Source organism: Prevotella veroralis (assembly GCF_018127765.1).
GTDB lineage: Bacteria > Bacteroidota > Bacteroidia > Bacteroidales > Bacteroidaceae > Prevotella > Prevotella veroralis.
Genome location: NZ_CP072330.1, coordinates 1,546,701 through 1,570,870, shown reverse-complemented (window position 1 = coordinate 1,570,870; position 24,170 = coordinate 1,546,701). Strand labels below are relative to the sequence as shown.

22 protein-coding genes and 1 pseudogene are annotated in these 24,170 nt (G+C 42.9%); 15 read left to right on the top strand and 8 right to left on the bottom strand.

Features of this window, described 5'->3' with window-relative positions; translation table 11 throughout:
- Nucleotide 1 precedes the first annotated feature (1 nt).
- Genes J5A55_RS06610 through J5A55_RS06590 form a run of 5 tightly spaced genes read left to right on the top strand, consistent with a single transcriptional unit; the run spans nt 2 to nt 6,340 of the window.
- On the top strand, nt 2-1,633 hold the full coding sequence (locus tag J5A55_RS06610; RefSeq protein WP_039851461.1) for a DUF6029 family protein: 1,632 nt from the start codon (nt 2-4) through the stop codon (nt 1,631-1,633).
- 5 nt (nt 1,634-1,638) lie between these two features.
- The gene (locus J5A55_RS06605) at nt 1,639-2,421 is read left to right on the top strand and encodes an Omp28 family outer membrane lipoprotein (protein WP_004383863.1); all 783 of its coding nucleotides are present in this window, start codon (nt 1,639-1,641) and stop codon (nt 2,419-2,421) included.
- A gap of 40 nt (nt 2,422-2,461) precedes the next feature.
- Nucleotides 2,462-3,130, top strand: a complete 669-nt coding sequence (locus J5A55_RS06600; protein ID WP_004383862.1) for a T9SS type A sorting domain-containing protein — start codon at nt 2,462-2,464, stop codon at nt 3,128-3,130.
- 29 nt (nt 3,131-3,159) lie between these two features.
- Entirely contained in the window at nt 3,160-4,473 is a 1,314-nt protein-coding gene (locus J5A55_RS06595; protein WP_004383861.1) for a thioredoxin domain-containing protein, read from the top strand.
- 28 nt (nt 4,474-4,501) lie between these two features.
- Complete coding sequence (locus J5A55_RS06590) at nt 4,502-6,340, top strand: MutS-related protein (RefSeq protein WP_004383860.1); 1,839 nt, start codon at nt 4,502-4,504, stop codon at nt 6,338-6,340.
- A gap of 93 nt (nt 6,341-6,433) precedes the next feature.
- On the opposite strand, the gene J5A55_RS06585 is transcribed toward J5A55_RS06590, so the two are convergent.
- Entirely contained in the window at nt 6,434-8,095 is a 1,662-nt protein-coding gene (locus J5A55_RS06585) for an IS1182 family transposase (protein ID WP_211802925.1), read from the bottom strand.
- Between the two features lie 505 nt (nt 8,096-8,600).
- Complete coding sequence (locus J5A55_RS06580; RefSeq protein ID WP_155813818.1) at nt 8,601-9,413, bottom strand: Cof-type HAD-IIB family hydrolase; 813 nt, start codon at nt 9,411-9,413, stop codon at nt 8,601-8,603.
- 212 nt (nt 9,414-9,625) lie between these two features.
- Between J5A55_RS06580 and J5A55_RS06575 the strand changes: the two genes are divergently transcribed.
- Nucleotides 9,626-10,333: an MIP/aquaporin family protein gene (locus J5A55_RS06575; RefSeq protein ID WP_004384736.1), complete on the top strand. Its 708-nt coding sequence runs from the start codon at nt 9,626-9,628 to the stop codon at nt 10,331-10,333.
- A gap of 137 nt (nt 10,334-10,470) precedes the next feature.
- Nucleotides 10,471-11,487 carry a class II fructose-bisphosphate aldolase gene (locus J5A55_RS06570; RefSeq protein ID WP_004384737.1) on the top strand — a complete coding sequence of 339 codons (1,017 nt, stop codon included), beginning with the start codon at nt 10,471-10,473 and terminating at the stop codon, nt 11,485-11,487.
- A 184-nt stretch (nt 11,488-11,671) separates the two neighbouring features.
- Here the strand turns inward: J5A55_RS06570 and J5A55_RS06565 are convergent, their stop codons facing one another.
- On the bottom strand, nt 11,672-13,189 hold the full coding sequence (locus J5A55_RS06565) for a bifunctional ADP-dependent NAD(P)H-hydrate dehydratase/NAD(P)H-hydrate epimerase (RefSeq protein ID WP_004384738.1): 1,518 nt from the start codon (nt 13,187-13,189) through the stop codon (nt 11,672-11,674).
- 92 nt (nt 13,190-13,281) lie between these two features.
- Here J5A55_RS06565 and hpt point away from each other — a divergent pair, with 92 nt between their 5' ends.
- From hpt to J5A55_RS06540, 5 genes are all read left to right on the top strand, one after another.
- Complete coding sequence (hpt, locus tag J5A55_RS06560; protein ID WP_018910374.1) at nt 13,282-13,821, top strand: hypoxanthine phosphoribosyltransferase; 540 nt, start codon at nt 13,282-13,284, stop codon at nt 13,819-13,821.
- 6 nt (nt 13,822-13,827) lie between these two features.
- On the top strand, nt 13,828-14,400 hold the full coding sequence (locus J5A55_RS06555; RefSeq protein ID WP_004384740.1) for an adenylate kinase: 573 nt from the start codon (nt 13,828-13,830) through the stop codon (nt 14,398-14,400).
- A gap of 116 nt (nt 14,401-14,516) precedes the next feature.
- Complete coding sequence (gene obgE / locus J5A55_RS06550; RefSeq protein WP_004384741.1) at nt 14,517-15,686, top strand: GTPase ObgE; 1,170 nt, start codon at nt 14,517-14,519, stop codon at nt 15,684-15,686.
- The gene (gene pgeF, locus J5A55_RS06545) at nt 15,679-16,458 is read left to right on the top strand and encodes a peptidoglycan editing factor PgeF (protein ID WP_004384742.1); all 780 of its coding nucleotides are present in this window, start codon (nt 15,679-15,681) and stop codon (nt 16,456-16,458) included. Before obgE ends, pgeF begins: the two co-directional genes overlap by 8 nt.
- 28 nt (nt 16,459-16,486) lie before the next feature.
- Nucleotides 16,487-17,068: a hypothetical protein gene (locus tag J5A55_RS06540; RefSeq protein WP_004384743.1), complete on the top strand. Its 582-nt coding sequence runs from the start codon at nt 16,487-16,489 to the stop codon at nt 17,066-17,068.
- Nucleotides 17,069-17,385: 317 nt separating this feature from the next.
- Here the strand turns inward: J5A55_RS06540 and J5A55_RS06535 are convergent, their stop codons facing one another.
- The 5 genes and pseudogenes from J5A55_RS06535 to J5A55_RS06515 form a co-directional block, all read right to left on the bottom strand.
- Nucleotides 17,386-18,465 (bottom strand): relaxase/mobilization nuclease domain-containing protein, encoded by a 1,080-nt coding sequence (locus J5A55_RS06535; RefSeq protein ID WP_004384744.1) that lies wholly within the window; start codon nt 18,463-18,465, stop codon nt 17,386-17,388.
- Complete coding sequence (locus tag J5A55_RS06530) at nt 18,449-18,880, bottom strand: plasmid mobilization protein (RefSeq protein WP_004384745.1); 432 nt, start codon at nt 18,878-18,880, stop codon at nt 18,449-18,451. Before J5A55_RS06530 ends, J5A55_RS06535 begins: the two co-directional genes overlap by 17 nt.
- A gap of 370 nt (nt 18,881-19,250) precedes the next feature.
- Nucleotides 19,251-19,685, bottom strand: a complete 435-nt coding sequence (locus J5A55_RS06525; RefSeq protein WP_004384746.1) for a DUF3408 domain-containing protein — start codon at nt 19,683-19,685, stop codon at nt 19,251-19,253.
- A 2-nt stretch (nt 19,686-19,687) separates the two neighbouring features.
- Nucleotides 19,688-20,662, bottom strand: coding sequence for a toprim domain-containing protein (locus J5A55_RS06520; protein ID WP_004384747.1), 975 nt, complete (start codon nt 20,660-20,662; stop codon nt 19,688-19,690).
- A 182-nt stretch (nt 20,663-20,844) separates the two neighbouring features.
- Nucleotides 20,845-22,280 (bottom strand): annotated as a pseudogene (locus J5A55_RS06515) (virulence-associated E family protein).
- A gap of 477 nt (nt 22,281-22,757) precedes the next feature.
- Between J5A55_RS06515 and J5A55_RS06510 the strand changes: the two are divergent.
- The 3 genes from J5A55_RS06510 to J5A55_RS06500 all read left to right on the top strand — a co-directional run bounded on the left by J5A55_RS06510 (nt 22,758) and on the right by J5A55_RS06500 (nt 24,168).
- On the top strand, nt 22,758-23,048 hold the full coding sequence (locus J5A55_RS06510; protein WP_004384751.1) for a helix-turn-helix domain-containing protein: 291 nt from the start codon (nt 22,758-22,760) through the stop codon (nt 23,046-23,048).
- Nucleotides 23,045-23,347: a helix-turn-helix domain-containing protein gene (locus tag J5A55_RS06505; protein WP_004384752.1), complete on the top strand. Its 303-nt coding sequence runs from the start codon at nt 23,045-23,047 to the stop codon at nt 23,345-23,347. The genes J5A55_RS06510 and J5A55_RS06505 overlap by 4 nt, the downstream gene beginning before the upstream one ends.
- Before the next feature lie 185 nt (nt 23,348-23,532).
- Nucleotides 23,533-24,168, top strand: coding sequence for a TetR/AcrR family transcriptional regulator (locus J5A55_RS06500; RefSeq protein WP_004384754.1), 636 nt, complete (start codon nt 23,533-23,535; stop codon nt 24,166-24,168).
- The last annotated feature ends 2 nt before the right edge of the window (nt 24,169-24,170 follow it).

Here is a 24,170-nt window from a genome sequence, read left to right as displayed (position 1 = left end):
TATGAGACGAAGAATACTAATGGTTCTACTCGTTGGGATGAGTAGTACTTGCCTATATGCGCAGGAAGTTTCTGATAAGTTGCGCCTTTCCGGAAGCATTCAAAGCGATATTTTATTGGCAGAGAAGGATAGCGTAATAGGTGCGGAGGCTGCTGGTGGACGCTTTCTAACCAATACTTACGTTGATTTAAAGCTCTCGAATCGTTATATTGAGGCTGGTGCTCGACTGGAATATCTCAAGCATCCGCTTCCAGGATACGAACAAGATTTTAAAGGGTGGGGCGTTCCTTATGCGTATCTAAAGGCTAATTATAAGAATGCCGAGCTTACTTTAGGTAGCTTTTATGAGCAGTTTGGATCGGGATTCATCCTTCGTTCTTATGAAGATCGCAGTCTTGGAATTGATAATTCACTACAAGGTGTACGCCTAAATATGCGCCCTTGGGATGGAGTTTCAGTGAAGTTGTTGTCAGGAAGACAGCGGAGATACTGGGGACATAATAAGAGTTGGATGACAGGAGCAGATGTTGAGTGGAACATTGAAGAGTTGTTTAAGTCCCTCCAACAGCATAACACCTTTATAACCCTTGGTGCTTCTTACCTCAATAAGTATGAGAAAGACGAAGTAATAATGGTTGATCCAACTCATCGGCTGCGTCTTCCTCGTTATGTCAATGCGTTCGATTTACGCCTGCGAGTGCAACATCACGGCTTCAATGTATTAGCAGAAATGGCGATGAAGACGCAGGATCCTTCGCATGATAATGGTTATATCTATCGTAATGGCTATGTGGCAATGCTCTCTGGCTCCTATTCAAAGCGCGGAATAAGCCTGCTTCTGCAAGCAAAACGCAGTACGAATATGGGCTTCCGTAGTCGTAGAACAATGGAAGGGAGTTCCTCTTTTATCAATCATCTGCCGCCTTTTACGATAGAGCATACCTATACCTTGGCTGCGCTCTACCCCTATGCCACACGACCAGAGGGTGAGTGGGCTTACCAAGCAACGGCAGCTTATACCTTCCCAAAGGGTTCTTGGATAGGTGGAAAGTATGGTACAACCATCAAAATGAACCTCTCACACGTTCATTCAATACGTAGAAAAGGAACAAATGAAATAGGGACAGATGGTTACGGAAGCCCTTTCTGGGCTTGGGGGACATCAACTTATTATCAAGACATAGACGTCCAGTTGGAGAGACGACTATATCGAGGAACGAAGCTAAATATGATGTATATGATTCAACGTTACAATCAATTGCTACTCGAAGGGCATGGGGGAATGTTGAACTCACATATCTTTATAGCTGATGTCAAGCAGAAATTGTCACCTAAAACGACCTTGCGTGTAGAGGCGCAATACCTTACTTCAAAGGATGGAGATCGTGATTGGGTATTTGGATTAGGCGAGTTGTCGCTTGCACCACATTGGATGTTTACTGTAAGCGACCTTTATAATGCGGGCAACACGCATGTACATTACTATCAAGGCTACGTGACCTATAGTGGTGGGGCACACCGGTTACAACTGGGATATGGTCGTACTCGCGCTGGATTCAACTGCTCTGGCGGTGTATGCCGATATATCCCTGCGACCAAGGGATTGACCCTCTCTTATAATTATAATTTCTAAACGAGATGAAGAATATATATCTATTCCTCCTAAGTTCATTAATCTTTTTGGTTAGTTGTGACCCTGTCAGTCGTGACGAACGATTGGTAGAAATCCCTGCAGTAACAGTTCAGCACAATGTCTTGATAGAAGAGTTTACAGGTCAACGTTGCATCTTCTGTCCTGAAGCTGCTACTGCGATTGTACAGTTACAGAACTCTTACGGAGCAGATAAATTGATTGCTGTAGCCTTTCATGCAGGTCCTCTCGCCCTAAAGAATACGTCAAGTGTAGTAGGCTTGCGCACAGATATGGGTGATATGTATTATAAGCATTGGGTTGTTCCGAACGTTCCGAAGGCACTTATCAATCGTCATGGAGGTGTGCTATCTAAGGATGCTTGGGCAGGACGTGTTTATGATGAACTTGCCCAAACAACAACTGTTAGCATAGACCTAAGATGTCAGTATAATACTAATAAGCGTCAAGTGAATATTGAAACAGACTTGAAGAGCTTGAAAGGAAATGTAAATGGGAAGCTACAACTATGGTTGGTGGAGGATAACGTGGTCGCTCCTCAGCTTTTCCCCAATAATAAATTGGAGAAGGAATATGTGCATCGTCATGTGTTCCGAGCAGCAATTAATGGTGAATGGGGCACAGAGTTAATGCTTTTTAATACGATGAAAGAGAAGTTTTTATATACGCTTCCAGAGGGTATTAAACCCAATAGAGCTTGGGTTATAGGCTTCTTTTATAATGAAAGTGGTGTGTTGCAAGTAGTGCAACAAAGGGTTTCTCTCTCATAAAATGACTATAAATTAAAACCATAAATATTAAAGATTCGATATGAAATTACGTTTACTCGCACTGGTAGGATTAGTTGCTTGTTTCTTTACCAGTGCCCATGCGCAAACAAGTACTAATGATGTTGCCTTTGTAGATGAGCAAGGCAATGTGATAAACAACAATACAACGATTGTATTGAACAATGTGGATCATGACATATTCAATCCTGGATGGAAGAAAATAGGCAGGGAGTTGTTTGTTCAGAATAGGTCTGGAAAGAGTCTGATAGTGACCCTTCACTGTACAATTAAGAAGATAGAGGAGGGCGAAGTAAAGGTTTGTGCATTGAAAGAATGTAGTATTAGTGATCAGCCTGGCTCATACGTGGTAGGTTCCCCGACGTTGTTTAGTAGTACAGACAAGGAAGTTATTGATGTAGAACACTATTTTAAGCAAAATGAGAAATGTGAGATAACCTTGCACCTAACAACAAAAGAAGAAGGAGCAGAGGCTGAAAAGCAGGGGTCAACACTAACAATTAAGTTTGATACAGACCCAACAGGTGTTGCTTCTGTGACGTCATCCTACGCAGGTTCTTACGATGTTTTCAATACTCAAGGCACATTATTATATAGGCAGCTTACATCCTTGTCGAATCTTCCTAAGGGTCTTTACATCGTGAAGCAGACGGGCTTAAAGGAGGCAATTAAGAAGTTCGTTGTCCGTTAAATACCATTCTTTAATCATTCAAATCTTGTATGTTACATAAGTTTTATATACAACTTCTTGTATTGGTTATGGTCAGTTGTTATGCAACTGACATCAAAGCCAATGACAATACACTTATCCCTTCTACTGGTCAGAAGGTGTATGTGCCCATCACAGCAACGAGTGTAAAGGCAAAGTTGCTGGTTTCTAATTATGGTAGGAATACTATTCACGATTTCGACTATACGCTTTCTTTTAATGAGAATATACTGGACTCAAAGCATTATACCTTACCTGAAGACTTGAATCACAATGATGGTGCAACGATAGAAATTGATGTTCCACCCCACACCGAGCTATCAGAAACTAACTTAATCTTTACGATTACAAAGGTAAATGGGGATAGGAACAATGCCACCTTCAACTATGCTACATTGCCAAGAGTGACAGTTAATAAGGTTCCTAAGCGACGAGTAGTGGTAGAGGATTACACTGCTATGTGGTGTGGATACTGTCCGCGTGGCATTGCATTAGTAGAGAATCTTGCCAACACCTACGCTGATGACTTCATAGGAATAGTCATTCATTCAAGCGATCCGTTACGTTGTCAAGACTATGATGCTAAAGCCTATGAAGATAGAAATCGCCCATCTCTATGGATGAATAGGAACCGGAAGCTGGCTTATTATATAGCAAGAGAGGAATTCGAAAGCGAAAGATCAGCTGGAGCAGACATGGATGTTGATGTCACCGCGGTATGGGATGAACAGAAGAATAATATCACCGTGACTCCCAGTGTGACCTTCTGTGTGAATAAGGAAGAGGCTCCTTACGGCTTTACTTATGTATTGACAGAAGACGGAATGTCTGATCCTTCGTGGGTACAAAGCAATAATTTCTCACAAGATACGAATGAGCTTGGTATATCAAAGGAGCTTGATGAGTTTATAAGAGCACCTTTTAATGTCAGTAATCTCGTAAACAACTTTGTTGCTATTGCAGCCGAAGGAGTGGGGAAACCTTTGATGGGGTATATCAAAGCTCCTATCAAAGCCGACCAGACACAGAGCCACTCTTACGTATTCAAGAATGTTTCGAGCAAGCCAATCATACGTGATAAAGCAAAGCTGAAGGTATGTGTTTTGCTGATAAACACCCAAACAGGTAGAATAGAGAATGCGGCTAAATGCAGTATTGCTGATGCTATCCCGAATTCTATCTCATCTGTTTCTGATAGAAAGGAAACCGCTGTTGAGACCGCACGTTATACATTGGATGGTCGGCGAATCACGGCTCCACAGAAGGGAATCAACATTGTGAAGTATAGCGATGGACGTGTTCGTAAAGAGGTTATAACGCAATAAATGCTTTCAATATAGTATATTTCTTAACATGAATAAGGAACTAACAGCTCGTTATCAACGGAAAGTTGAAGAAGAGAACAGCCTTCTCTCAAGGCTTCGCAACCGTAGTCGGGCTTTTATTCTGGCTGAAGTAAGCTCTTTCTTACTTGCGATTGGCTTCGTAGTACTCTATACTTTGCTTGCCAATGCAGCCTGGACATTACTTTGTGGGCTGTTAGCTCTCTTCTTATATCTATACATTCGCAAGTTAGATGTGCGTAACGACCGCCGTATAAAGGAGGGAGAAGCAATGGTGATGACCTATGAGAATGAGATAGACTATCATCATGGCGACTTCAGTAAACTTAATGCTGGCACGCAGTATGTCAATCCGCAACATCCATACACTTACGATTTAGACGTGTTTGGAGCTGGTTCTCTGTTCCAACGCATCAACCGCACCATCTCAACAGGTGGTAGCGACCAGTTGGCAGAGTGTTTATCAATGGAGTGGGGAAGTGCGCATCAGAGGGAACATGTTGAGCAAATCCTTCAGAGAATGGCATCCATTCAAGAGTTAGGACAGGCAGAAGCGTTTCTAACTCGGTTCAAGTCGTTTGGTGTAAAGGGGCAGATTCAAACAAAGGATGTGCTGATGGCACTGACAGATGTGCATCAAAAGCAGCTACCCAAATACTTCTCTCATCCACTTTTCCGCCTTTTCTGTTTTGCAAACTTGCTGGGTTTCTATGCCAGTATCGTACTTTCATTCATGGATATCGTGCCCTCCTTGTTGCCAATATGGTGGGGAATCTTCAACTTCCTGTTAGCTTTCTTATGTTCGCATAAGCACATTCGTGTTATATCCGAACTGATAGCAAAGGTGCAAACAGCGGTTGACGGCTATTTACAAGTGCTGAGGCTCATCAATCAGACCGACTTTCAAGCATCAGAATTGCAGGCATTGAAAGGGCGATTAGCAGGTGCGGAAGAGTCATTAGAGCGGTTAGCACTCATCTTACAGAAGATAGATAATCGCAGTAATGAGATTGGTATATTCATCTTTAATTGCTTTGCTTTGATTGATATAACCATTGTTCGACTCTTTCAACAGTGGCAACGAGCGTATGAAGAACGTACAAATGAATGGATAGAAACACTGAATCTCTTCGATACACTGGTATCTATGGGCAATTACAAACTCAATGAGAACAAGGCGGTGCAGGCTGAAGTTGTGGCAGAGAATCAGGTTGTCTTTAATGCAAAAGCACTCTATCATCCTTTCTTGGGAGAGCATGCTGTGGCAAACGACTTCGACATTCAGGATCGTGAATATTATATAGTAACAGGTGCGAACATGGCAGGTAAGAGTACGTTCCTGCGTTCGTTGGGTGTGAATTATCTGTTGGCAATGAACGGATTACCCGTGTTTGCCAAGCAACTAAAGGTCTCTGTCTTTCACTTATTCACGAGTATGCGCACAACAGATGACCTCACTCATGGTATTTCCTACTTCAATGCTGAGCTCTTACGACTCGATCAGCTGTTAGGCTCTCTACGTGAGTCTACACCGAACCTCATCATACTTGACGAGATACTAAAGGGCACTAACTCCTTGGATAAGCTAAATGGTTCACGCCTATTCCTACAACACATCGCCTCACGAAACGTCACGGGCGTAATTGCCACACATGACTTAGAGTTGTCAAAGATGGAAGATGAGGAGCCAGAACGCTTCCATAACTATTGCTTTGAGATTGAGTTAGGGGAGCAGATCACCTACTCTTACAAGATAAGTAAGGGTGTGGCGCGCAATCAGAATGCCACGTTTTTATTGAAGGGAATACTGGAGAAAGAGGATAGAAGAGATCTCTCCCCGCCCTTCTAAAGCCTCACCCCCGCGAGGGTGTGTCAAAATGGACACATCCTCTTTTCTACTCCTCTTTACTTCATCTACCGCATAATTCGTTATTTACTGCAGCTATGCCGCTAATTTCATATAAAATGATTTGTTGGTCTTCCAATAGCTTATATAAACTTCTATAGAGCATCTGAAGGTGACTAAAAGTACCTCCATAATAGCTTTTAGCTCCTTGAGATTATTTTTTTTGCACATTTTTCCTATGTTAAAGGCAATAGCAAAGAAGGCAAAGTCCATATTGACCTTGTCTTTTCCCAAATGCCTAAATCTCTTGTAGACTTTATTATATTTTGTTTGTCTAAAAACAGCTTCAGGTTCTATGCACCTTCGTCCTCGATGCTTGATGCCTTCTTCCGAGGTCAGTAGTTCCCGTGCCTTTTGTTTATAGTGCTGTAGTTGATGGTTTACTTCTATAATTCTGTTCCCTCTTGCCTTAAAACATGAGCCTCTCAACGGACAACCATCACAGCGTTCTGCCTGATAACGTACACTGTAAGTAACGAATCCATTAGAGGTTAGGGAACGCTTCATGCCTATACGCTTCATATGCTGTCCCATAGGGCAGACGTAGAAATCCTGTTCCTTATTATAATAAAGGCTTGCAGGACAGAATGGGTTAGGTGTATAGCGTGGATGCTGCTCTTTATGGAAGTAGTTATACTTCACATAGGCTTCCATATTATGTACGTCCATGAACAGATAGTTCTCCTCGGAGCCATACCCTGAATCGGCTACGACTGTCTTGGCATAACGATGGTAACGTGAGTTGAAGGACTCCAAGAAAGAAGGAAGTGTAAGCGTATCTGTACGGTTAGCATAGAGTGCAAAGTCGATGATAAACTGGTTCTCAGTTGCTATCTGCAGATTATATCCAGGCTTAGTCTGTCCGTTCCGCATAGCATCCTCCTTCATGTGCATAAACGTAGCATCAAGGTCGGTCTTGCTGTAGGAGTTTCTCTCCCCCATAATCTCAAGGTGTTGGTCATACTCTTGGAGTTTATTACGTTTCTTCTCAAGCTCTTTAAGCTGTTTTTTCTTGGTTCTAACAGCCTGCTTCTCTTCTTTTGTCTTAGGCTCAGGGGATGATTCCAAAGACTTGTTCAATTCCTCGGATATCTCATCGAGCAGAGCTGCAGTAAACTCGACACCTTCTGTCTTAGCGGCATTGTCCTGCGCTATGACATCATCAACCTGGAGCAAGAGTGTGCGTATTTGTTCCTGCAACTTGGCGCGGTTCTTTTCCACGGTTCTCTTCCAAACGAAGGTATACTTGTTGGCTTTCGATTCTATTTTTGTGCCGTCAATATATTCAACGTCAAGACTTATCAAACCTTTGGCTGCAAGTACTAATACCACTTGTGTGAAGATATTGTTGATTTCCTTTTTCACACGATTACGAAAACGATTGATGGTAATAAAATTAGGCTGCTCATATCCTGCCAGATAGATGAAATGAATGTCACGCTTGAGAAGCGACTCTATACGACGGCAGGAATAGATATTATTCATATAGGCGTAAAGAATCACCTTGAGCATCATTTGTGGATGATAAGGCTTGCGACCACTGGGCTTATAAAGCTTGTAGACATTATCCAACATAAGATTATCCACCAAGGCGTCTAAAAGACGAACAGGATCATCTTCTGCGATGTCCTTATCGATTCTTTGAGGAAAAAGAATCATTTTCTTGTGTATGTAAGAACGAAAGTGTACCTTTGTCATAATGAGATTTTTTGTATGCCTAAAGGTACAAAAACTTTAGGAAATAGCAAAGCCCTGGCTTGAGAAAGTCGGGGCTTTGTGCATAAAAAGAGTGTGTGGCTATTTTGACACACCCTCAGTAGATAGCATTATTTGCATACGAAGATAGTATTACAAAGTAGGGACAGACGCCCTCGTCTGTCCAGTCTAACCTCCTTACATCTTTGTGAAAAACGTCTTCCTATGCGGACAGACGAGGGCGTCTGTCCCTACCTTGTGGCAATATCATTGATTAAAGGAACGCCCTTCTCCAATTGAGAAGGGCGTTCCTTCGTATCGAAGAGAGGCTTTCCTTGCATCAAAGAAACGCCCTCGTGTAATTCAAAATTCAAAGTTCATAATTCAAAATTATGATTACTTCGAGTTGATGAGTTGATTGGTAGACAAGTAAGCGAGTTGTTTGTTCTGTGGAGAAGGGTACTATCTACTCCCCTCTCCATTCGGAGAGGGGGCGGGGGTGAGGCCTTTACTCTGCAAGAATAAATTGCTCAACGACATGTGCAACACCATCTTCTTCGTTCGATAATGTTACGTAATCGGCTTCTGATTGTATGTCTTTTGCTGCGTTCGCCATGGCTACCCCGAGTCCTGCAAAGCGTATCATACTAAGGTCATTATAGCCATTACCACAGGCGATAACCTCCTCTTTGGAGATACCGAGTATAGTGATTAAGCGGTTGAGCGACTGTGCTTTGTCGATACCTAAGGGCACACACTCTAAGAAGTAATCGGCTGAACGATAAAGCTCCATCTGTCCTTTCAGTTGAGCAAGTAAACTTAACTCTAATTGATGGAGCTTAGTTGGATCGCCAACAATCAGACATTTATTAATAGGATAGACCAGTTGGCGGAGGAAGTCATTGTATTGTACGACTGGCATCTTATTGATGTGCGCCTCAATCTGTACATATTTATCATCCTTTTGAGTGGCTGCAATCCCCTCACCTTGGTAAGTTAGAATCTGTAGACCAGCCTTCTTCGCCCCTTCATAGAGCATGGGAACGAGCTTTTCATCCAACTTCTGTTCAAATAAAACACGATTGTTCGCGCAGTCAATAATCTTTCCTCCATTGTAAGCGAGGATGAATCCGCCATGAGTCTTTAGTTCTAACTCCTCAGCAAGAGGTATGATTCCGTAAGTGGGACGCCCCGATGCCAATACAATATGTACGCCCTTTGCCTGCGCTTGCATAAGAACTTCCTTCGTCTTAGGCGTTATCTCCTTCTTATTATTCGTCAGTGTGCCATCGAGATCGAGCACAATCATCTTATACTTCATATATCCTTTACACTTAATCATTAGTTCTTCTGCGTACAAAGGTACGCCTTTTTATGCAATCCATAATTGTTTGCTTGATATAAAACAATAAATGAATTAAGTTTATTGTGGCGTGAAATAAATCGCAGATGATTGCGTTTATTTATGTGATAACGGCTTTTGGCGATATAAAGAAAGTGATAAATTAGTATTAATCAAATAATAAGAAAGTTATGAAAAAGTATCTAGCCGAGATGGTCGGCACAATGGTTTTAGTTCTTATGGGTTGTGGTGCAGCAGTGTCATTAGGCTGTGATCCTGTTAATAATCAGGCTGCGGTCGTTGGTACGGCAATGGCATTTGGATTATCTGTAGTGGCAATGGCGTATGCGATTGGTGGTATTTCGGGCTGCCACATCAACCCTGCAATCACTTTGGGTGTGTTCCTTAGTGGCAGAATGAGTGCTAAGGATTGTGCCATGTACATGATTTTTCAGGTAATTGGAGGTCTTATTGGCGCTGCACTTCTTTGTCTTTTGGTAACAAGTTCTGGCGAAGGTTTTGCGATGGCAGGCGCAGGCTTGGGGGCAAACGGGCTGCAAGACGGGATCAGTGTGACAGCAGGTTTACTTGCAGAGATTATCTTCACTTGTGTATTTGTGCTTGTTGTCCTTGGTACAACATCGAAGACCAATGGTGCAACCAACAACTTCGCAGGTTTGGCAATAGGCTTATCACTCATCCTTGTACACTTGGCTTGCATCCGTTATACAGGTACATCTGTCAATCCAGCACGCTCAATTGGACCAGCACTCTTCGCTCAGTTGATAGGAGGACCAGCCGCTGCGTTATGCAATCTATGGATATTTATCGTTGGTCCATTCATCGGTGGTGCAATAGCAGCAGGCATTTGGCGTGTTATTGAGCCTGTCCAAGACTAATAAGTAATGACAGATTACGCAATTTAACACTTGCGCTTCATTTAATAGCTATCATATCTTGGCTATCAGAAAATAATGTCGTACATTTGCAAGTAACAATAGGTATTGACTTATTCATTATTTAAAACATAAAGATTATGGCAGTTGTAGATTACAAGAAATTAGGTCTCGTGAACACACGCGATATGTTCAAGAGAGCAATCAAAGGCGGTTATGCTATCCCAGCATTCAACTTCAATAACCTTGAGCAGCTTCAGGCAATCATCAAGGCATCATCAGAACTAAAGTCACCAGTTATCCTTCAGGTATCTAAGGGTGCCCGCAAGTATGCTAACCAGACTTTACTTCGTTACCTTGCAGAGGGTGCTGTCCAGTACGCAAAGGAGTTGGGTTGCCATCATCCAGAGATTGTTCTTCACCTAGACCATGGTGATAGCTTCGAGACATGTAAGTCTTGTGTAGACTTCGGATTCTCTTCTGTAATGATTGATGGTTCTGCTCTTCCATACGAGGAGAATATCGCTTTGACAAAGAAAGTAGTAGAGTATGCACATCAGTATGACGTAACTGTAGAGGCAGAACTTGGTGTTCTCGCTGGTGTTGAGGATGAGGTTGCTTCAGAGGTATCTCACTATACAAAGCCAGAAGAGGTTGTTGACTTCGCTACTCGCACTGGTTGTGACTCATTGGCTATCTCTATTGGTACTTCTCATGGTGCTTACAAGTTCACTCCAGAGCAGTGTACACGTGACCCGAAGACTGGTCGTTTGATTCCTCCTCCATTGGCTTTCGACGTTCTCGCAGCCATCGAGAAGCAGCTCCCAGGCTTCCCAATCGTTCTTCACGGCTCTTCTTCTGTTCCACAGGAGTATGTTGACATCATCAACGAGCATGGTGGTAAGTTGCCAAACGCTGTTGGTATTCCTGAAGATCAGCTCCGTCAGGCAGCTAAGAGTGCTGTTTGTAAGATCAACATCGACTCTGACTCACGTCTTGCATTTACTGCAGGTGTACGCCAGACATTCGATGAGCACCCAGAGTACTTCGACCCACGTCAGTACTGCGGAAAGGCTCGTGAGTACATGGAGGACCTTTACAAGCATAAGATCACAGATGTTCTCGGTTCTGACAACAAGCTCGTTAACTGCGACTAATCATTAGCTATCGGTCTACGAGATCACATAAAAGATAGCGGTAGTTCCCTTTGTTGGGCGCTACCGCTATTCTTTTATACGTTTGTTCATTCTCTTTGAGATGATTATAAAGTCCTTTAAAACATCCATCCCCACTTGGACTTGCCAAATGGGGATGACTTTTCACCTTATTATATAGTAACTTCTAATCGTCTAAATGTTGGAATGCTTTGGGGAGATAATTGATGATATCACTTGCAACAAGGCTCTCTTTGCCAAGTTCTTTAATGGCAAGGTCGCCAGCAAGACCATGCAAATACATACCAACGATGCAGGCATTCTGCTGATGATAACCGCGTGCAAGAAGGGCGGTAATAATACCTGTGAGCACATCACCACTACCTGCTGTTGCCATTCCGCTGTTACCCGTTGGATTGAAGATTACGTTTCCGTTGGGTAAGCAAAGCGCACTATTGTGACCTTTTAATATGATATAAGCCTGCAAAGACTTAGCGAGTTCGGATGTTCGATGTAGACGTTCATAGTCGGCATTAGCGGGTGATCCCGTTAGTCGATCAAGCTCTTTTGGATGTGGAGTCATGATGATTCCCTTTGGTAACTGCTGCATCCATGCACGATGACTGGCAAGGATATTCAAAGCGTCAGCGTCCGCTACGATAGGACACTGTGCACGTCGAATCTGTGCAATCATCGCAATTGCAGTTGTTTCCTGGCGTCCCAAGCCTGGTCCGATACCTAACGCGTCGAAGCCATCAGTGTCTACAGCTTCTGTGAAAGCAGTCTCTTCATGATCCATCTGAAGTACTGCCTCGGGGACAGATATCTGCATGATATCATAGTTTTTCCTAGGTGTGTGGACAGTTACTTTACCGACTCCACTACGCAAGCAAGCACGTGTGGCAAGGACTGCTGCACCTGCCATTCCATAGCTTCCAGCAACGATAAGCGCATTACCCATGTTGCCTTTGTGGGCGAAGTCATCGCGATGAAGGAGGCGAGAACGAATGTCATTCTCTTCGAGAACGTAGTATTGAGCTTCTGTCTTTTGGATGTATTCGGGACTAAGGCGTATATCGAGAACTTTTAGTTTACCGATAAACTGCTGTGCATCTCCAAATAGGAAAGACAACTTCCTTTCGTGTAGTGTAAGTGTAAGATACGCATGGATGATATTCGCACGTACGTTATAAGTATTGTCCTCGGACATCAACCCAGATGGCACATCAATACTAACAACCTTTGCAGGACTTTGATTGATGTACTTCACCAAAGATGCAAATCCACCAGCTAAAGGCTTGTTTAATCCTGAACCGAAGAGCCCATCAACAACAAGCATGTCGGCTGTGAGCTCTGGAGGATCAAACTTGGCAGTTACTTCAATAAAGTCTTTTGCGTGCTTACCATCAAGTAATCGCTGTCGATTCGTTACACAATCATCAGAGAGATGATTCGTGATATTGAATAAGTAAGTATTAACTTTATATCCCTCATTTATTAGTAATCTTGCCACAGCAAGAGCGTCTCCACCATTGTTGCCAGGACCAGCAAAGACTACAACTGGCGTGTGAGTGGTCCATTCCTCAGTGATTGCATGAGTGATGGTTTTGGCTGCTCGCTCCATTAAGTCAACCGACCTAATGGGTTCATGTTCTATTGTATATCTGTCCAGTTCGTGTATCTGGGCACTAGTAAATATCTTCATACCGATGGCAAATTTACGAAATTAATGCTAATCGGATAGGTTTGTTTGCCATAATTTTCGTAATTTTGCGCAAAATAAAGAATTATATGATTATGAGTCGTGTAACTATTAAGGATAAAACGTTCGAGACTTCTATTCCCGAAACAGAGATTCTGGAGAGAGTAAAGCAGGTAGCTAATCGTATTAATAAGGATTTTGAAGGAAAGACTCCGCTCTTCCTTGCGGTGTTGAACGGCTCGTTCATGTATGCGTCGGACTTAATGAAGAACATCACAATTCCATGTGAGATATCATTCGTGAAGTTAGCTTCTTATGAGGGAACAACATCTACTGGAGCAATCAAAGAGGTGATTGGTCTGAACAATGATATCAGTGGTCGTGAGGTTATCATAGTAGAGGATATTGTCGATACAGGTGCAACTATGAAGCGTATGCTTGAAACTTTAGGTACGCGTAATCCTGCTGGTCTTCATATTTGTACATTGTTGTTGAAGCCAGGAAAGCTCGCTGTTCCATTGAATATAGAGTATGCTGCCTTCGAGATACCAAATGATTTTATCGTAGGTTACGGACTCGATTATGACCAAGAGGGTCGTAATTTAAGAGATATTTATACGCTTGTAAAAGATTAAAGGATAATGAAGAATATTGTTATTTTTGGTGCGCCTGGTGCTGGAAAGGGTACTCAGAGCGACAAGATGATTGAGAAGTATGGTTTCGAACACATCTCTACTGGGGATGTACTTCGTAATGAAATCAAGAACGGAACAGAGTTAGGAAAGACTGCAAAAGGCTACATTGACAATGGTCAGCTTATACCAGATGAGTTGATGGTAGATATCCTTGCAAGTGTCTATGATAGTTTTGGAAAGGATCACAAGGGCGTTATCTTTGATGGTTTCCCACGTACAATTCCACAAGCCGAAGCACTGAAGAAGATGTTAGCAGAGCGTGATCATAATGTTGCTGCAATGATTGAGTTGTTCGTACCAGAGGACGAGTTAATGAAGCGTTTGGTACTCCGTGGACAGCAAAGTGGTCGTTCTGATGACAACGAAGAGACTATCAAGAAGCGCCTTAATGTTTACCACACACAGACTTCACCATTGATTGATTGGTATAAGGGTGAGGGTATTCATCATCATGTAGAAGGCTTAGGTACTGTTGATGAGATATTCAATAGAATTGCAGAGGTTATAGAACAACTATAATAAATAACGCCTCCCCAAGCCCCTCCAAAGGAGGGGATGTTTAAGTTACCACTTGAGGTAATCAGACATCCCCTCCTTTGGAGGGGCTTGGGGAGGCTTCTCTTTAAATATATATAATGGATAGTAACTTCGTAGACTATGTAAAGATTTACTGTCGATCAGGTAAGGGTGGAAGAGGCTCTATGCACCTTCGTCATGTGAAGTATAACCCTAATGGCGGCCCTGATGGTGGTGATGGTGGTAAAGGCGGAAGCGTTTATCTGCGTGGTAACCATAACTATTGGACATTGCTTCACTTGAAGTATCAGCGTCATGTCTACGCTGAACATGGAGGCAACGGAGGTCGTGATAAGTGCCACGGAACGGATGGTAAGGATGTTTATATTGATGTCCCATGTGGTACTGTGGTATATGATGCCGAGACGGGAAAGTATGTCTGCGATGTTATGCACGATGGGCAAACGGTGATGTTGTTGAAAGGTGGACGAGGAGGATTGGGCAATTTCCAATTCAGAACATCGACAAACCAGGCTCCACGTTACGCCCAACCGGGTGAGCCAATGCAGGAGATGACGGTCATACTAGAGCTTAAACTCTTAGCCGATGTGGGACTTGTTGGATTCCCCAATGCCGGTAAGTCAACCTTGTTATCATCGCTTTCAAGTGCGAAACCAAAGATTGCCAATTACCCTTTCACTACAATGGAACCATCGTTGGGCATTGTTAGCTATCGTGATAATCAGAGTTTCGTGATGGCTGACATACCGGGTATTATCGAGGGAGCTAGCGAAGGAAAGGGACTCGGTTTGCGCTTCCTTCGTCATATTGAGCGCAACTCGCTCTTACTCTTTATGGTGCCTGGTGATACGGATGATATCAAGAAGGAATACGAAATTCTACTCAATGAACTAAGGCAATTCAACCCTGAGATGCTCGATAAACATCGTGTCTTGGCGGTTACGAAGTGCGACTTACTAGACGAGGAACTCATCGAAATGCTCAAAGAAACATTACCCGATGACCTCCCTGTAGTATTCATTTCGGCTGTAACTGGTCAAGGAATTGATGATTTAAAGGACGTTCTTTGGAAAGAACTAAACTCTGAAAGCAATAAGTTGCAAGACATAACTTCAGAGGATACACTCGTTCATCGCGATAAAGATATGAGTCGTTTCGCTGCGGAATTGGCTGCTGAAGATGCCGACATCGACGATGTTGAGGATGTTGGTATCGATGAATTGGATGAGGTGGAAGACCTTGATGACTTTGAATATACCAATGATTAAGCCCGTATTACACTATTATGACATTGCCAAAGGGGTTGTTGCTTTCAGCACAACTCGGCATGGTGGTGTCAGCAAGGGACAGCTTGCTACGCTGAACATCAACCCTCATCGTGGGGATGAGCCTACTGCTGTTGCCACAAACTTACAAGCTGTAGCAACCGAGATAGGGGTTGAGGCGGATAGAATTGTGCGCCTTCATCAGATACACGAAACCCATTGTCTGATCGTAACAAGCGATTTCTTCCAATTATCAAAGGCTCAACAAGCAGAAAAGGAAGAAGGGAAAGATGCCGTCATTACCGATTGTTGTAATGTTTGCATTGGTGTGCACACTGCCGATTGCGTCCCTGTTCTCTTCTATGATCCCACTCATCACGCCATAGGAGCAGCCCATGCAGGGTGGAGAGGGACGGTGCAGCGTATCGCACAACACACCTTGAAGCACATGATGGAGCAATATGATACGAAGCCAGCAGAGCTTAAAGTCGTTATCGGACCCTGCATATCTGAGAAGAACTTTGAGGTAGGGCAGGAGGTATATGACGCTTTCGCCACTGCGAACTTCCCTATGGAACGTATTGCAAAGAAGCACGAGAAGTGGCATATAGACCTCCCACTTTGTAACCAACTACAGCTTGAAGAGATGGGAGTTCCCGCCTCGAACATCCTTCAATCAGCTATTTGTACCTATGACAATGCCGATGACTTCTTCTCGGCACGAGTCCTCAAAGAGGGTTTCGGAACCATTTATACGGGTATAGCTCTGCGTTAGTTTCTTCACTTTTAAATACTTAACAGGAATGAGAAAAATAGTCTTTATCTTCGTAATCTGTACCTTGCTATTGTCCTGTGCAGATAGTCGTCAAGGACAATTAAGCAAGGTTTTATTCCTATTGAATTGGTCGGGTCACTTCGATGACTATACACTAACGGAGACAGCAAGGTGCTCTTACAATTATGATAGCCTGTTGGCTAAGGTCGACACAGCCTTTTTGAAGCGTAGAAAGGCAGTTGCTTATCCGCTTGTTCAAGACTTGTTAGACAGCCTTTGCACCGATTCTCAACTCCTAACTTATACCCATCATCGTTATTCGCCCGTTGTTCGTCTCTCCGCATTGGACGCTTTGATAAGACGAAAGAGCCCTCATGTGGAGCAGGTTTTATTGCAGACTTACAATGACACAACCATGATTGGTGTTGGTGGAGATGATTATTTCTGGGAGGAGGCAGTAGGGAGTATAGCCCTCCGACACGTCCAGCAAAGTCGTAAGAAAGGTGTAATTACGCTGCGCGACTCGCTGTATAATGATTCATTAGCACTATCTAATCCTAAATTCTCAACATACTCTTATCTTAAAGAACTACGTCTCAAATCGCATTGATATTGTACTTCGATAATGAAGTCCAGTATTAGTCCAACTCATTAGATACTTTAGTTCCGATATTATACACGTCTGAAGATAATTTCTAAAATGTATCTAATTGAAAATAAAGAAGTTACCTTGCTATGCAAACTAAACAGGTAACGATTTGGAAACGAGCGAAGTGCCATTAACCGCAGGTTTCTGCATCAACAAAGAACGCTTGTTATTCTATTTGCAAAGATAATCATTTGCTTTGAATAACAAGCGTTTTTGATAAGATTTTCACTCTTTTGCGTCATCTGTTGTTTGGAAAGATTGAAAAATGAGGAGAATGGTTATATTCCTCTTCCTCGTTTCTTCTTTTTCTTGGCTTGGTTTCTGAGTTTTCGTTGCCATACCGTCTCAGCATAATCATCGCCATGTGTCTGTGGATTGATAAGTCCACCTGCTCCCGAAATCATTTCTTCGGCTGCATTCAAGGCTGTGCTTGCTACATTTCCTACGGCTTGTGCAATAGGTGAAGTTTCGTTTGCTTTTGTAGGCGGTGTGTACGAACGGCTGGGAGGAACAAGTTGATAGCCTATATCCGGTTGAGTTTTATTCTTTACTGGCCCATGTTCTATTGTGGGAGCTTTTGTCATTGCCTGTTTCGTCTCGGTTTTATTAGGTGTCTCAAAATTCTTTTGCAAGGAGCGGTATCCGAACTCCCTGCCGATTTCGGAAGCTTTGAATGTCTGCCCACAGTAGGAAAACCTCAAACCATAGACTTTGCCCTGTTTATTCTTCATGCGCTCTATGATAATGTTGTTCTTGTTCAATTCGTAGAGAAACATGGAGTGCCCTGATATGCCACCGCCTTTATGTTTATCCAGCAAGGCATAACAGATTTGTTGTACTTCTTTCTTGGTTTGCTCTCTCGTAGGATTGGATTTTGCTTTCTGATGCATCCTTTCAGCCTTTACTTCCTTTGCAATGGTCAAGCCTTTCGAGCGACTTATTTCCTCCGCCACTCTTGCTGCCCTGTTGCTTACAAAAGTGGTGTCATAGACCTCCCCATACAGGCTGATGCGGTTGACAATGATATGGATGTGTCTGTTATCGGTGTCCTTGTGCGTTACTGCTACCCATTGGTGGTTGTTAAGTCCCATTTGTTTGGCAAACAGATGGGCTATCCGCATGAGTTCAGATACGGGTAGTTTCTTCTCATCCTGAGGTGCTATACCGATTTCAATGCGGAGGAACTTGTTTCTGCAACGACTGTTATAATCGCTGACCACTTTCATTTCCTCATAGATTGCTTTCGGTTCTCTGCTGCAAAGATTGTGGAAGGCAAGCCGATTACCGAGCTTTCCCTCTCTGAAAATATAATCCAAAGCCGTGCTGCCATGCGCTATCGCCTTACATTTTCCTATCATCTCTCGACATATTTAAGACCTTATATATTTCGTCGTCCACACGAAAATGCGGGTCGTAAAATCGCTTAAATGCTTCTTTGGCACATAGCGAAAGGTTCTGTGTGATATGTACCCATCTCTCATCCTTGACTTTAATAAGGTTGGAAATCTGCCCATAGAACCTGCCCGTATGCTGGAGAATGGCAATGGCTTCTCTCTCATTGTCCGTCATCTTAGGAATGGCAACCACTTCTCCATTAAGGAGTATTTCACGGCAGTAGTCTGAGAACTTCCGTCTTGTGCTTTCCGCCTTTGACTTGATGCGCTGCTTTTCCTCTAAGGTGCATCTTACCTTGATGAACTCCGTTTTGTTCATCCTCGCTTCTTCTTTACCTCGTTGCTGCCATTTGGCAGTTCTGCTATCATATCTGTTCATATAAAAGTCCTCTTTTCTTTGTTTTCAATCTTGCTTAATTTCCGAACGCTGACCGATGAGAACGGAGTGATTACGGTCTAATCTCCCCGATAACCGAACGAGGGGAGCAAGCGCAGTTTGTGGGTACAAACTGACGTCTTGCAATGTCAGCTAACGAAACGTCTACGCATAAAGCGTTTTGCCGTCCAAAAACGAATGCCGTGCATTCCATGACCAACTGTGTTCGTGGCATTCTCATAGAGAACTAAACCGAAGAAGAAAAGGTAGACCCTTTTAGCAAAAAAGGTAGACCTATTTGCCTGAAAAGGTAGACCTATTTTAAAGAAAGGGTAGACCTTTTTCCAGAAAACCGTCTACCTTTTCTTACAGCTTACAATCTTCTCCATTTCTCTATGTCTTCACCATATTCCTCCAGATGCTGACGAACGATGTTCTCAACAAAGTTTGAAAGGTTGCTTCCCCTGTCGCCTAATCTACGCACAATAAAGTCGGCACGCTCCTGTGTATCCCTACTCAGATAGACCGCCTTACGGTTGTTTAACTTGGTCGGCACAAGATAGGCTTGCTTGTAGGCTTCGAGTGTTTTCTTTCTCATCTTGGCACTGATGCGTTTCTGAATGGTTACGTTCTCAGCATTCCGTGCAGGCTCAGAGTGCGTAGTATTCTCTGTATCCTGCTTGTTTGTTGGTCTTTCTCTTTCAGGAACCGCAGTCGCTTCTTGTGAAGTAGATTCGTTCTCTGTTTCATCTTCCACACCCAAGAACCATGAAAGGTCTTTGTCGCTCATCATAGTTTCCTTTTCCATTTCTATTTCTTTTTAAGTTTAACTTGTTTTGATTTCTTGTTTTGTTCTGTAATTGATATGTGTGTCTGTTCCTGCGCTTTCCGTTTCTGCTGCTCACGGACACGGCTGACATGATATTCGTTGAGATCCTTGAAGTCTTTGTAATGTATGTTCATGTCCTCAACATGGAAGCCTGCCTTTATGAAATCTTGAACAGCCCTCCGTCCTGCTTCATCATTGTCAAGGAAGGCACGGATATGGGTAAGGTGTCGGTCATTCAAATAGCGGATAGTCCTTGCCACGTTGCTCACGGAGTTCATCACAAGGCAGTGGTTGGTAATCTCTTTTTTCATTGAAAGGAAGGAGAGGAAGTCCATGAAGCCTTCAAAGATACATACAGGTTCCGCTCTGTCCGTGAATATCGGAGTAACGTCCTTCGGGGCTATCGTTCCCTTGAACGTCTTATCGTCCCGAAGCTCATAGCCGCCCGAACGATTGGCAAAGCCGATGGCTTGATAGCGCCTGCCTCTTACCTCATAGCTGATACATTTGAGGAATGGTGTAGCCTTTTCCAAATCAATACAGCGTTCCTTCGTAAGATACTCCTGAAAATGTGGCAGCAGAGTGTCTGATATGCCTATCAGTCTCCTTGCCCCATTTGCAAGCATTACAGGTTGCGTGTTGTTTGGTGCGAAGCCATTACGAGAACTATATGTGCCATTATCGAGAGTGTTCTGCCCCAAACGGCGGATGGCTTCAGATAGCGTGCATCCCTCCATACGCATACAGAGGTCGATTATGCTTCCACCCCGTCCTTCGGCATAGTCTATCCAAAGGTTCTTCTCTGTGTCCACCTTAAAACTCGGATGCGTTTCCTCCCTGAGCGGTGAACGGTACAGCGTATAGGCAGCAGTCCTACGTACAGGCTTGATGCCTTTCCTTTCAAGATACTCCACGATGGGATATCGCTTGATAAGTGATAAATCTTCTTCTTTCATTGTTTTGATACATTAATGGGTTGAATGATAATTATTTATGTTTGTCTGTTTTTGTGGTTTTACCTTTTCCAAAGTTTTTCCCCTCCAAACTTTTTCATCTTTCTTCTTACTACATACTATCTTGTGATAAGTGATTGATAATCAGTGTTACTTTGTAGTATAAGACAATACTACACATTCTACTACATTTGGCTACTACAAGTTTGAAGGAGCGGGCAGGGCAAGATTTTCCTAATCTTGTAGACATAGATGGGGTTACCTCCGTTTCTTCGCTTGCTCACCTTTATGTATCCTGCTTTCTTCAAGGCTTCGCCCATACGCTTGGCAACAAGTGGCTGGTGGGTATAAATACCCAAATAGGTGAGTATCTCCGTAGTGGTCATTAACGAATAGTTTTCATCCTCCGTTGGCTTTTCAAAACAACGCAACAAAAGCTCCATCTCTGCAGTCTGTACTTGAAAGTCTTCACTCTCCCTGTATAGCTCGGCTATCTCATCATCGTCAAACCAATAGCGGAAACCTGACTTTAACAGGGCTTTGGCTTCCGCATAGACATTGTCCATCGAGATAGCCTTTGCTCTCTCAATATCTATGGAAAGCACTTCAAAGGGCAGGAAGCGTCTGCTTCCTGTCGGGTCTGTCAGAAAGTCGTTACCGTTCACCGATGCCACGAAGCTTGCCAAGTGGGGATGTTCCTCCACATACTTGTCGTAGGGCATACGGTATTTGACCATCGGGCAGGTAATGAGGTTCTTCAGCTCATTCTCGTCTCGTTTGTTGAGGGCTTTGAGTTGGTCGTCGATGTTCACGATGAGATTTTGTCCGATATAGGTAAGCGTGTCCTTCTCCTGCGGATATATCTTGCCCGTATAGCTGTAACCGCGCAGTGCCGGCGGACAGAGCAAATCCAAGAACGTGGTTTTGAACTTTCCCTGTTCGCCTGTGAGCACGAGGCAGGTGTGGTTACAGCACTCACGGTCGTCCATTGCGTTTGCAACTACTGCCACGAGCCATTTGGTGAGATATGGTAGCCATTTTTTGTGATTGTGCACAACAACGCAACTTGCCAGTCTGGGAATGGCTTTCAGTGAAAAGGAAGAAGCATTACTATCCCTGCAACCGGCATCATCACAGCTACTGCTATCACCTATATCTATCAATGGCAACCCTTTTAAATACTCCTGCACAGGATTGATACGGGGAGAAAAGCTGCTTTCAATGATGGAATAAAGGTTCTCGGCAGAAGTCGCTATGTTTTTATCGCAATCAAGTTCCCTGCGAAGCGTATTGATTTCATAACGACCGACTTTTGTAAATATGCGCTGTTCCTACTTCGGTATTCGGTTCTACCCAATACTGTATTGTATCTAAAATCGTAGTGTGTGGAGAGGTAGGTTTCTATCTCTGCGTTCTTGGATGAACTACCCCTGCGATGAGGATTTCTCCTGTTGTCTATATTGCCTGCATCTGCGTTCTTTTTCATTATTCCCTTGAATTGGTTTCCAAGAATGAAGTTAGGGTGAGAATGCGTAACTTCCAAGCATTCAGAATATTCTTGCATAATGTTGCGCTCGTCTGCTGCAAAATTCTTAGAGAAACAGGCAGGCAAGAAGAGCATCTATCGTCTCATTAAGCAAAAAACGGATGACAGGAAAGATAGGTTAGCAGAAATACGGATGTTACTGTCTGCTTTCAGATGCACTTTTTTGCTTTGATTGTCTTATTAGCCTTATTTGTATAGTGGCAAAAGTATCAATCTGTCTCTTTTGTCCTTGTCATAGTGCCACAAGCTGCCACGTGAATGAAAAGTGATGGAATAAGAAATGCCCGATATTAATTTTGCATAAGACAAGCTGCGCTCGGCAAAGGATAAGTGAACTTTCCTCTGCACTCGCTTGGATTGTCTTTGCAACAAAAGAAAAAAGACGGGGCAGGAAAACGCAAATGCGAACCGATGAAACGGATTGCTCTTTTCCCGATTGTTCCCGATACTTCCCTGCTGTTCCCCACGGCTTTGAGAGGCGCATGCACGCCATTATCTTTGCCGATGAAAACTGGAAAGATTTGAAACAACAAGCAATAACAATATAAAATTATGAACTATTACATCATTACAGAAACCAATTGGGCAAAGCTTCGAGATGAAATCTCGAACCTTGCGGAATGCTGCCACAAGGCATTCGGAGAAAAGAGTAAGCACACGGACTGGCTGCACAACGGCGATGTGTGCCGCTTGCTGAACATCAGCAAGCGCACCTTGCAGAATTATCGTGATACGGGCGTGCTGCCGTTTACGCAAATCGTGCACAAGTGCTATTACAAGCGTGAGGATGTGGAAACATTGCTTCTTACGAAGTCAAACAAATCTAGAAACAGACAGATATGATGGAAACAGCAAGAGACTTGAACATGGAGACGGACGAGATGCAGTTGGTCGTCTCGGCATTGAGAGGTGTAGGTAAACGAATAGTGGAAGTAGCGGATACGCACAAGCCACTCTTTGCTGGCGAACTTTTCCTTACGGGTAAGGAAGTGTGCGAGCGGCTGTATATCAGTCCCCGTACCTTGCAGGACTACCGAGACAGGAAGATTATTCCCTACACGCAGTTTGCAGGGAAGATACTCTACAAGGCTTCGGACTTGGAAAGGATGTTGGAGGAGAATTACTATTTTAAGTCCATTTGAGTTTAGTATTATAATTCGATTAAAAATACTTATTAATAAGTATTGCCAGTATAGAATTCTTCCCATACCTTTGTATCCAAAATTGAATTAATGATAAAAATATCACACAGCCGCATAAAGGCAACAATAAAAGGAGCGTACTGTTTTTTAAACAGTACGCTTTTTTTTATGAACAAAATTGAACGATGTCCGTTAATAAAATAGTAATGAAAATATTAAAAGAAGATATAAGAAACAGAATTGTCACAGCTGCCCGCAATGAATTTATTAAAAATGGTTTTAGAAAAACTTCGATGCGAACAATTTCTGCAAAATCAGGAGTTGTCTTAGGTAATATATACAATTATTTTAAGACAAAAGATGATATTTTTTATGCTGTCCTTAGGCCTTTACTTGCTGTCTTGGATGGAAGGCTGTCCTCCTATCGCATAGAACCCAACAAAATAGACAAACTTCGTTTCTCTATACAAAGTCAAAAAGATTTGCTAAGAGAAACGCTTAAAATAATTTTCTTGTATAAAGAAGAATTAAAGTTATTGCTCTTTGAATCAAAAGGTACTTCTGTAGAATTTTTCCGTGAAAATTTTATCGAAGAACAAGTTGCAATAAGTAAAGAATATATTGACCAAATGCAAAAAGTCTATCCACAAATACAAACAAAAGTTTCGTCACTATTCTTTCGGATTTCCTCTTCTATATGGGTAACAATCGTCGGAGAGATTGTCTCAAATCCAGAAATCCGTAAAGAAGAGGCAAAACAGGTTTTATCTGAATATATACGCTATAATACAGCAGGATGGCGAGAACTCATTAATCCATAAAA

What these genes read in the sequence shown, in the direction of transcription:
- J5A55_RS06610 (WP_039851461.1), top strand. Translation starts at nt 2, where the DNA reads ATGAGACGAAGAATACTAATGGTTCTACTCGTTGGGATGAGTAGTACT.
- J5A55_RS06605 (WP_004383863.1), top strand. Translation starts at nt 1,639, where the DNA reads ATGAAGAATATATATCTATTCCTCCTAAGTTCATTAATCTTTTTGGTT.
- J5A55_RS06600 (WP_004383862.1), top strand. Translation starts at nt 2,462, where the DNA reads ATGAAATTACGTTTACTCGCACTGGTAGGATTAGTTGCTTGTTTCTTT.
- J5A55_RS06595 (WP_004383861.1), top strand. Translation starts at nt 3,160, where the DNA reads ATGTTACATAAGTTTTATATACAACTTCTTGTATTGGTTATGGTCAGT.
- J5A55_RS06590 (WP_004383860.1), top strand. Translation starts at nt 4,502, where the DNA reads ATGAATAAGGAACTAACAGCTCGTTATCAACGGAAAGTTGAAGAAGAG.
- J5A55_RS06585 (WP_211802925.1), bottom strand. Translation starts at nt 8,095, where the DNA reads ATGACAAAGGTACACTTTCGTTCTTACATACACAAGAAAATGATTCTT.
- J5A55_RS06580 (WP_155813818.1), bottom strand. Translation starts at nt 9,413, where the DNA reads ATGAAGTATAAGATGATTGTGCTCGATCTCGATGGCACACTGACGAAT.
- J5A55_RS06575 (WP_004384736.1), top strand. Translation starts at nt 9,626, where the DNA reads ATGAAAAAGTATCTAGCCGAGATGGTCGGCACAATGGTTTTAGTTCTT.
- J5A55_RS06570 (WP_004384737.1), top strand. Translation starts at nt 10,471, where the DNA reads ATGGCAGTTGTAGATTACAAGAAATTAGGTCTCGTGAACACACGCGAT.
- J5A55_RS06565 (WP_004384738.1), bottom strand. Translation starts at nt 13,189, where the DNA reads ATGAAGATATTTACTAGTGCCCAGATACACGAACTGGACAGATATACA.
- hpt (WP_018910374.1), top strand. Translation starts at nt 13,282, where the DNA reads ATGAGTCGTGTAACTATTAAGGATAAAACGTTCGAGACTTCTATTCCC.
- J5A55_RS06555 (WP_004384740.1), top strand. Translation starts at nt 13,828, where the DNA reads ATGAAGAATATTGTTATTTTTGGTGCGCCTGGTGCTGGAAAGGGTACT.
- obgE (WP_004384741.1), top strand. Translation starts at nt 14,517, where the DNA reads ATGGATAGTAACTTCGTAGACTATGTAAAGATTTACTGTCGATCAGGT.
- pgeF (WP_004384742.1), top strand. Translation starts at nt 15,679, where the DNA reads ATGATTAAGCCCGTATTACACTATTATGACATTGCCAAAGGGGTTGTT.
- J5A55_RS06540 (WP_004384743.1), top strand. Translation starts at nt 16,487, where the DNA reads ATGAGAAAAATAGTCTTTATCTTCGTAATCTGTACCTTGCTATTGTCC.
- J5A55_RS06535 (WP_004384744.1), bottom strand. Translation starts at nt 18,465, where the DNA reads ATGATAGGAAAATGTAAGGCGATAGCGCATGGCAGCACGGCTTTGGAT.
- J5A55_RS06530 (WP_004384745.1), bottom strand. Translation starts at nt 18,880, where the DNA reads ATGAACAGATATGATAGCAGAACTGCCAAATGGCAGCAACGAGGTAAA.
- J5A55_RS06525 (WP_004384746.1), bottom strand. Translation starts at nt 19,685, where the DNA reads ATGGAAAAGGAAACTATGATGAGCGACAAAGACCTTTCATGGTTCTTG.
- J5A55_RS06520 (WP_004384747.1), bottom strand. Translation starts at nt 20,662, where the DNA reads ATGAAAGAAGAAGATTTATCACTTATCAAGCGATATCCCATCGTGGAG.
- J5A55_RS06510 (WP_004384751.1), top strand. Translation starts at nt 22,758, where the DNA reads ATGAACTATTACATCATTACAGAAACCAATTGGGCAAAGCTTCGAGAT.
- J5A55_RS06505 (WP_004384752.1), top strand. Translation starts at nt 23,045, where the DNA reads ATGATGGAAACAGCAAGAGACTTGAACATGGAGACGGACGAGATGCAG.
- J5A55_RS06500 (WP_004384754.1), top strand. Translation starts at nt 23,533, where the DNA reads ATGTCCGTTAATAAAATAGTAATGAAAATATTAAAAGAAGATATAAGA.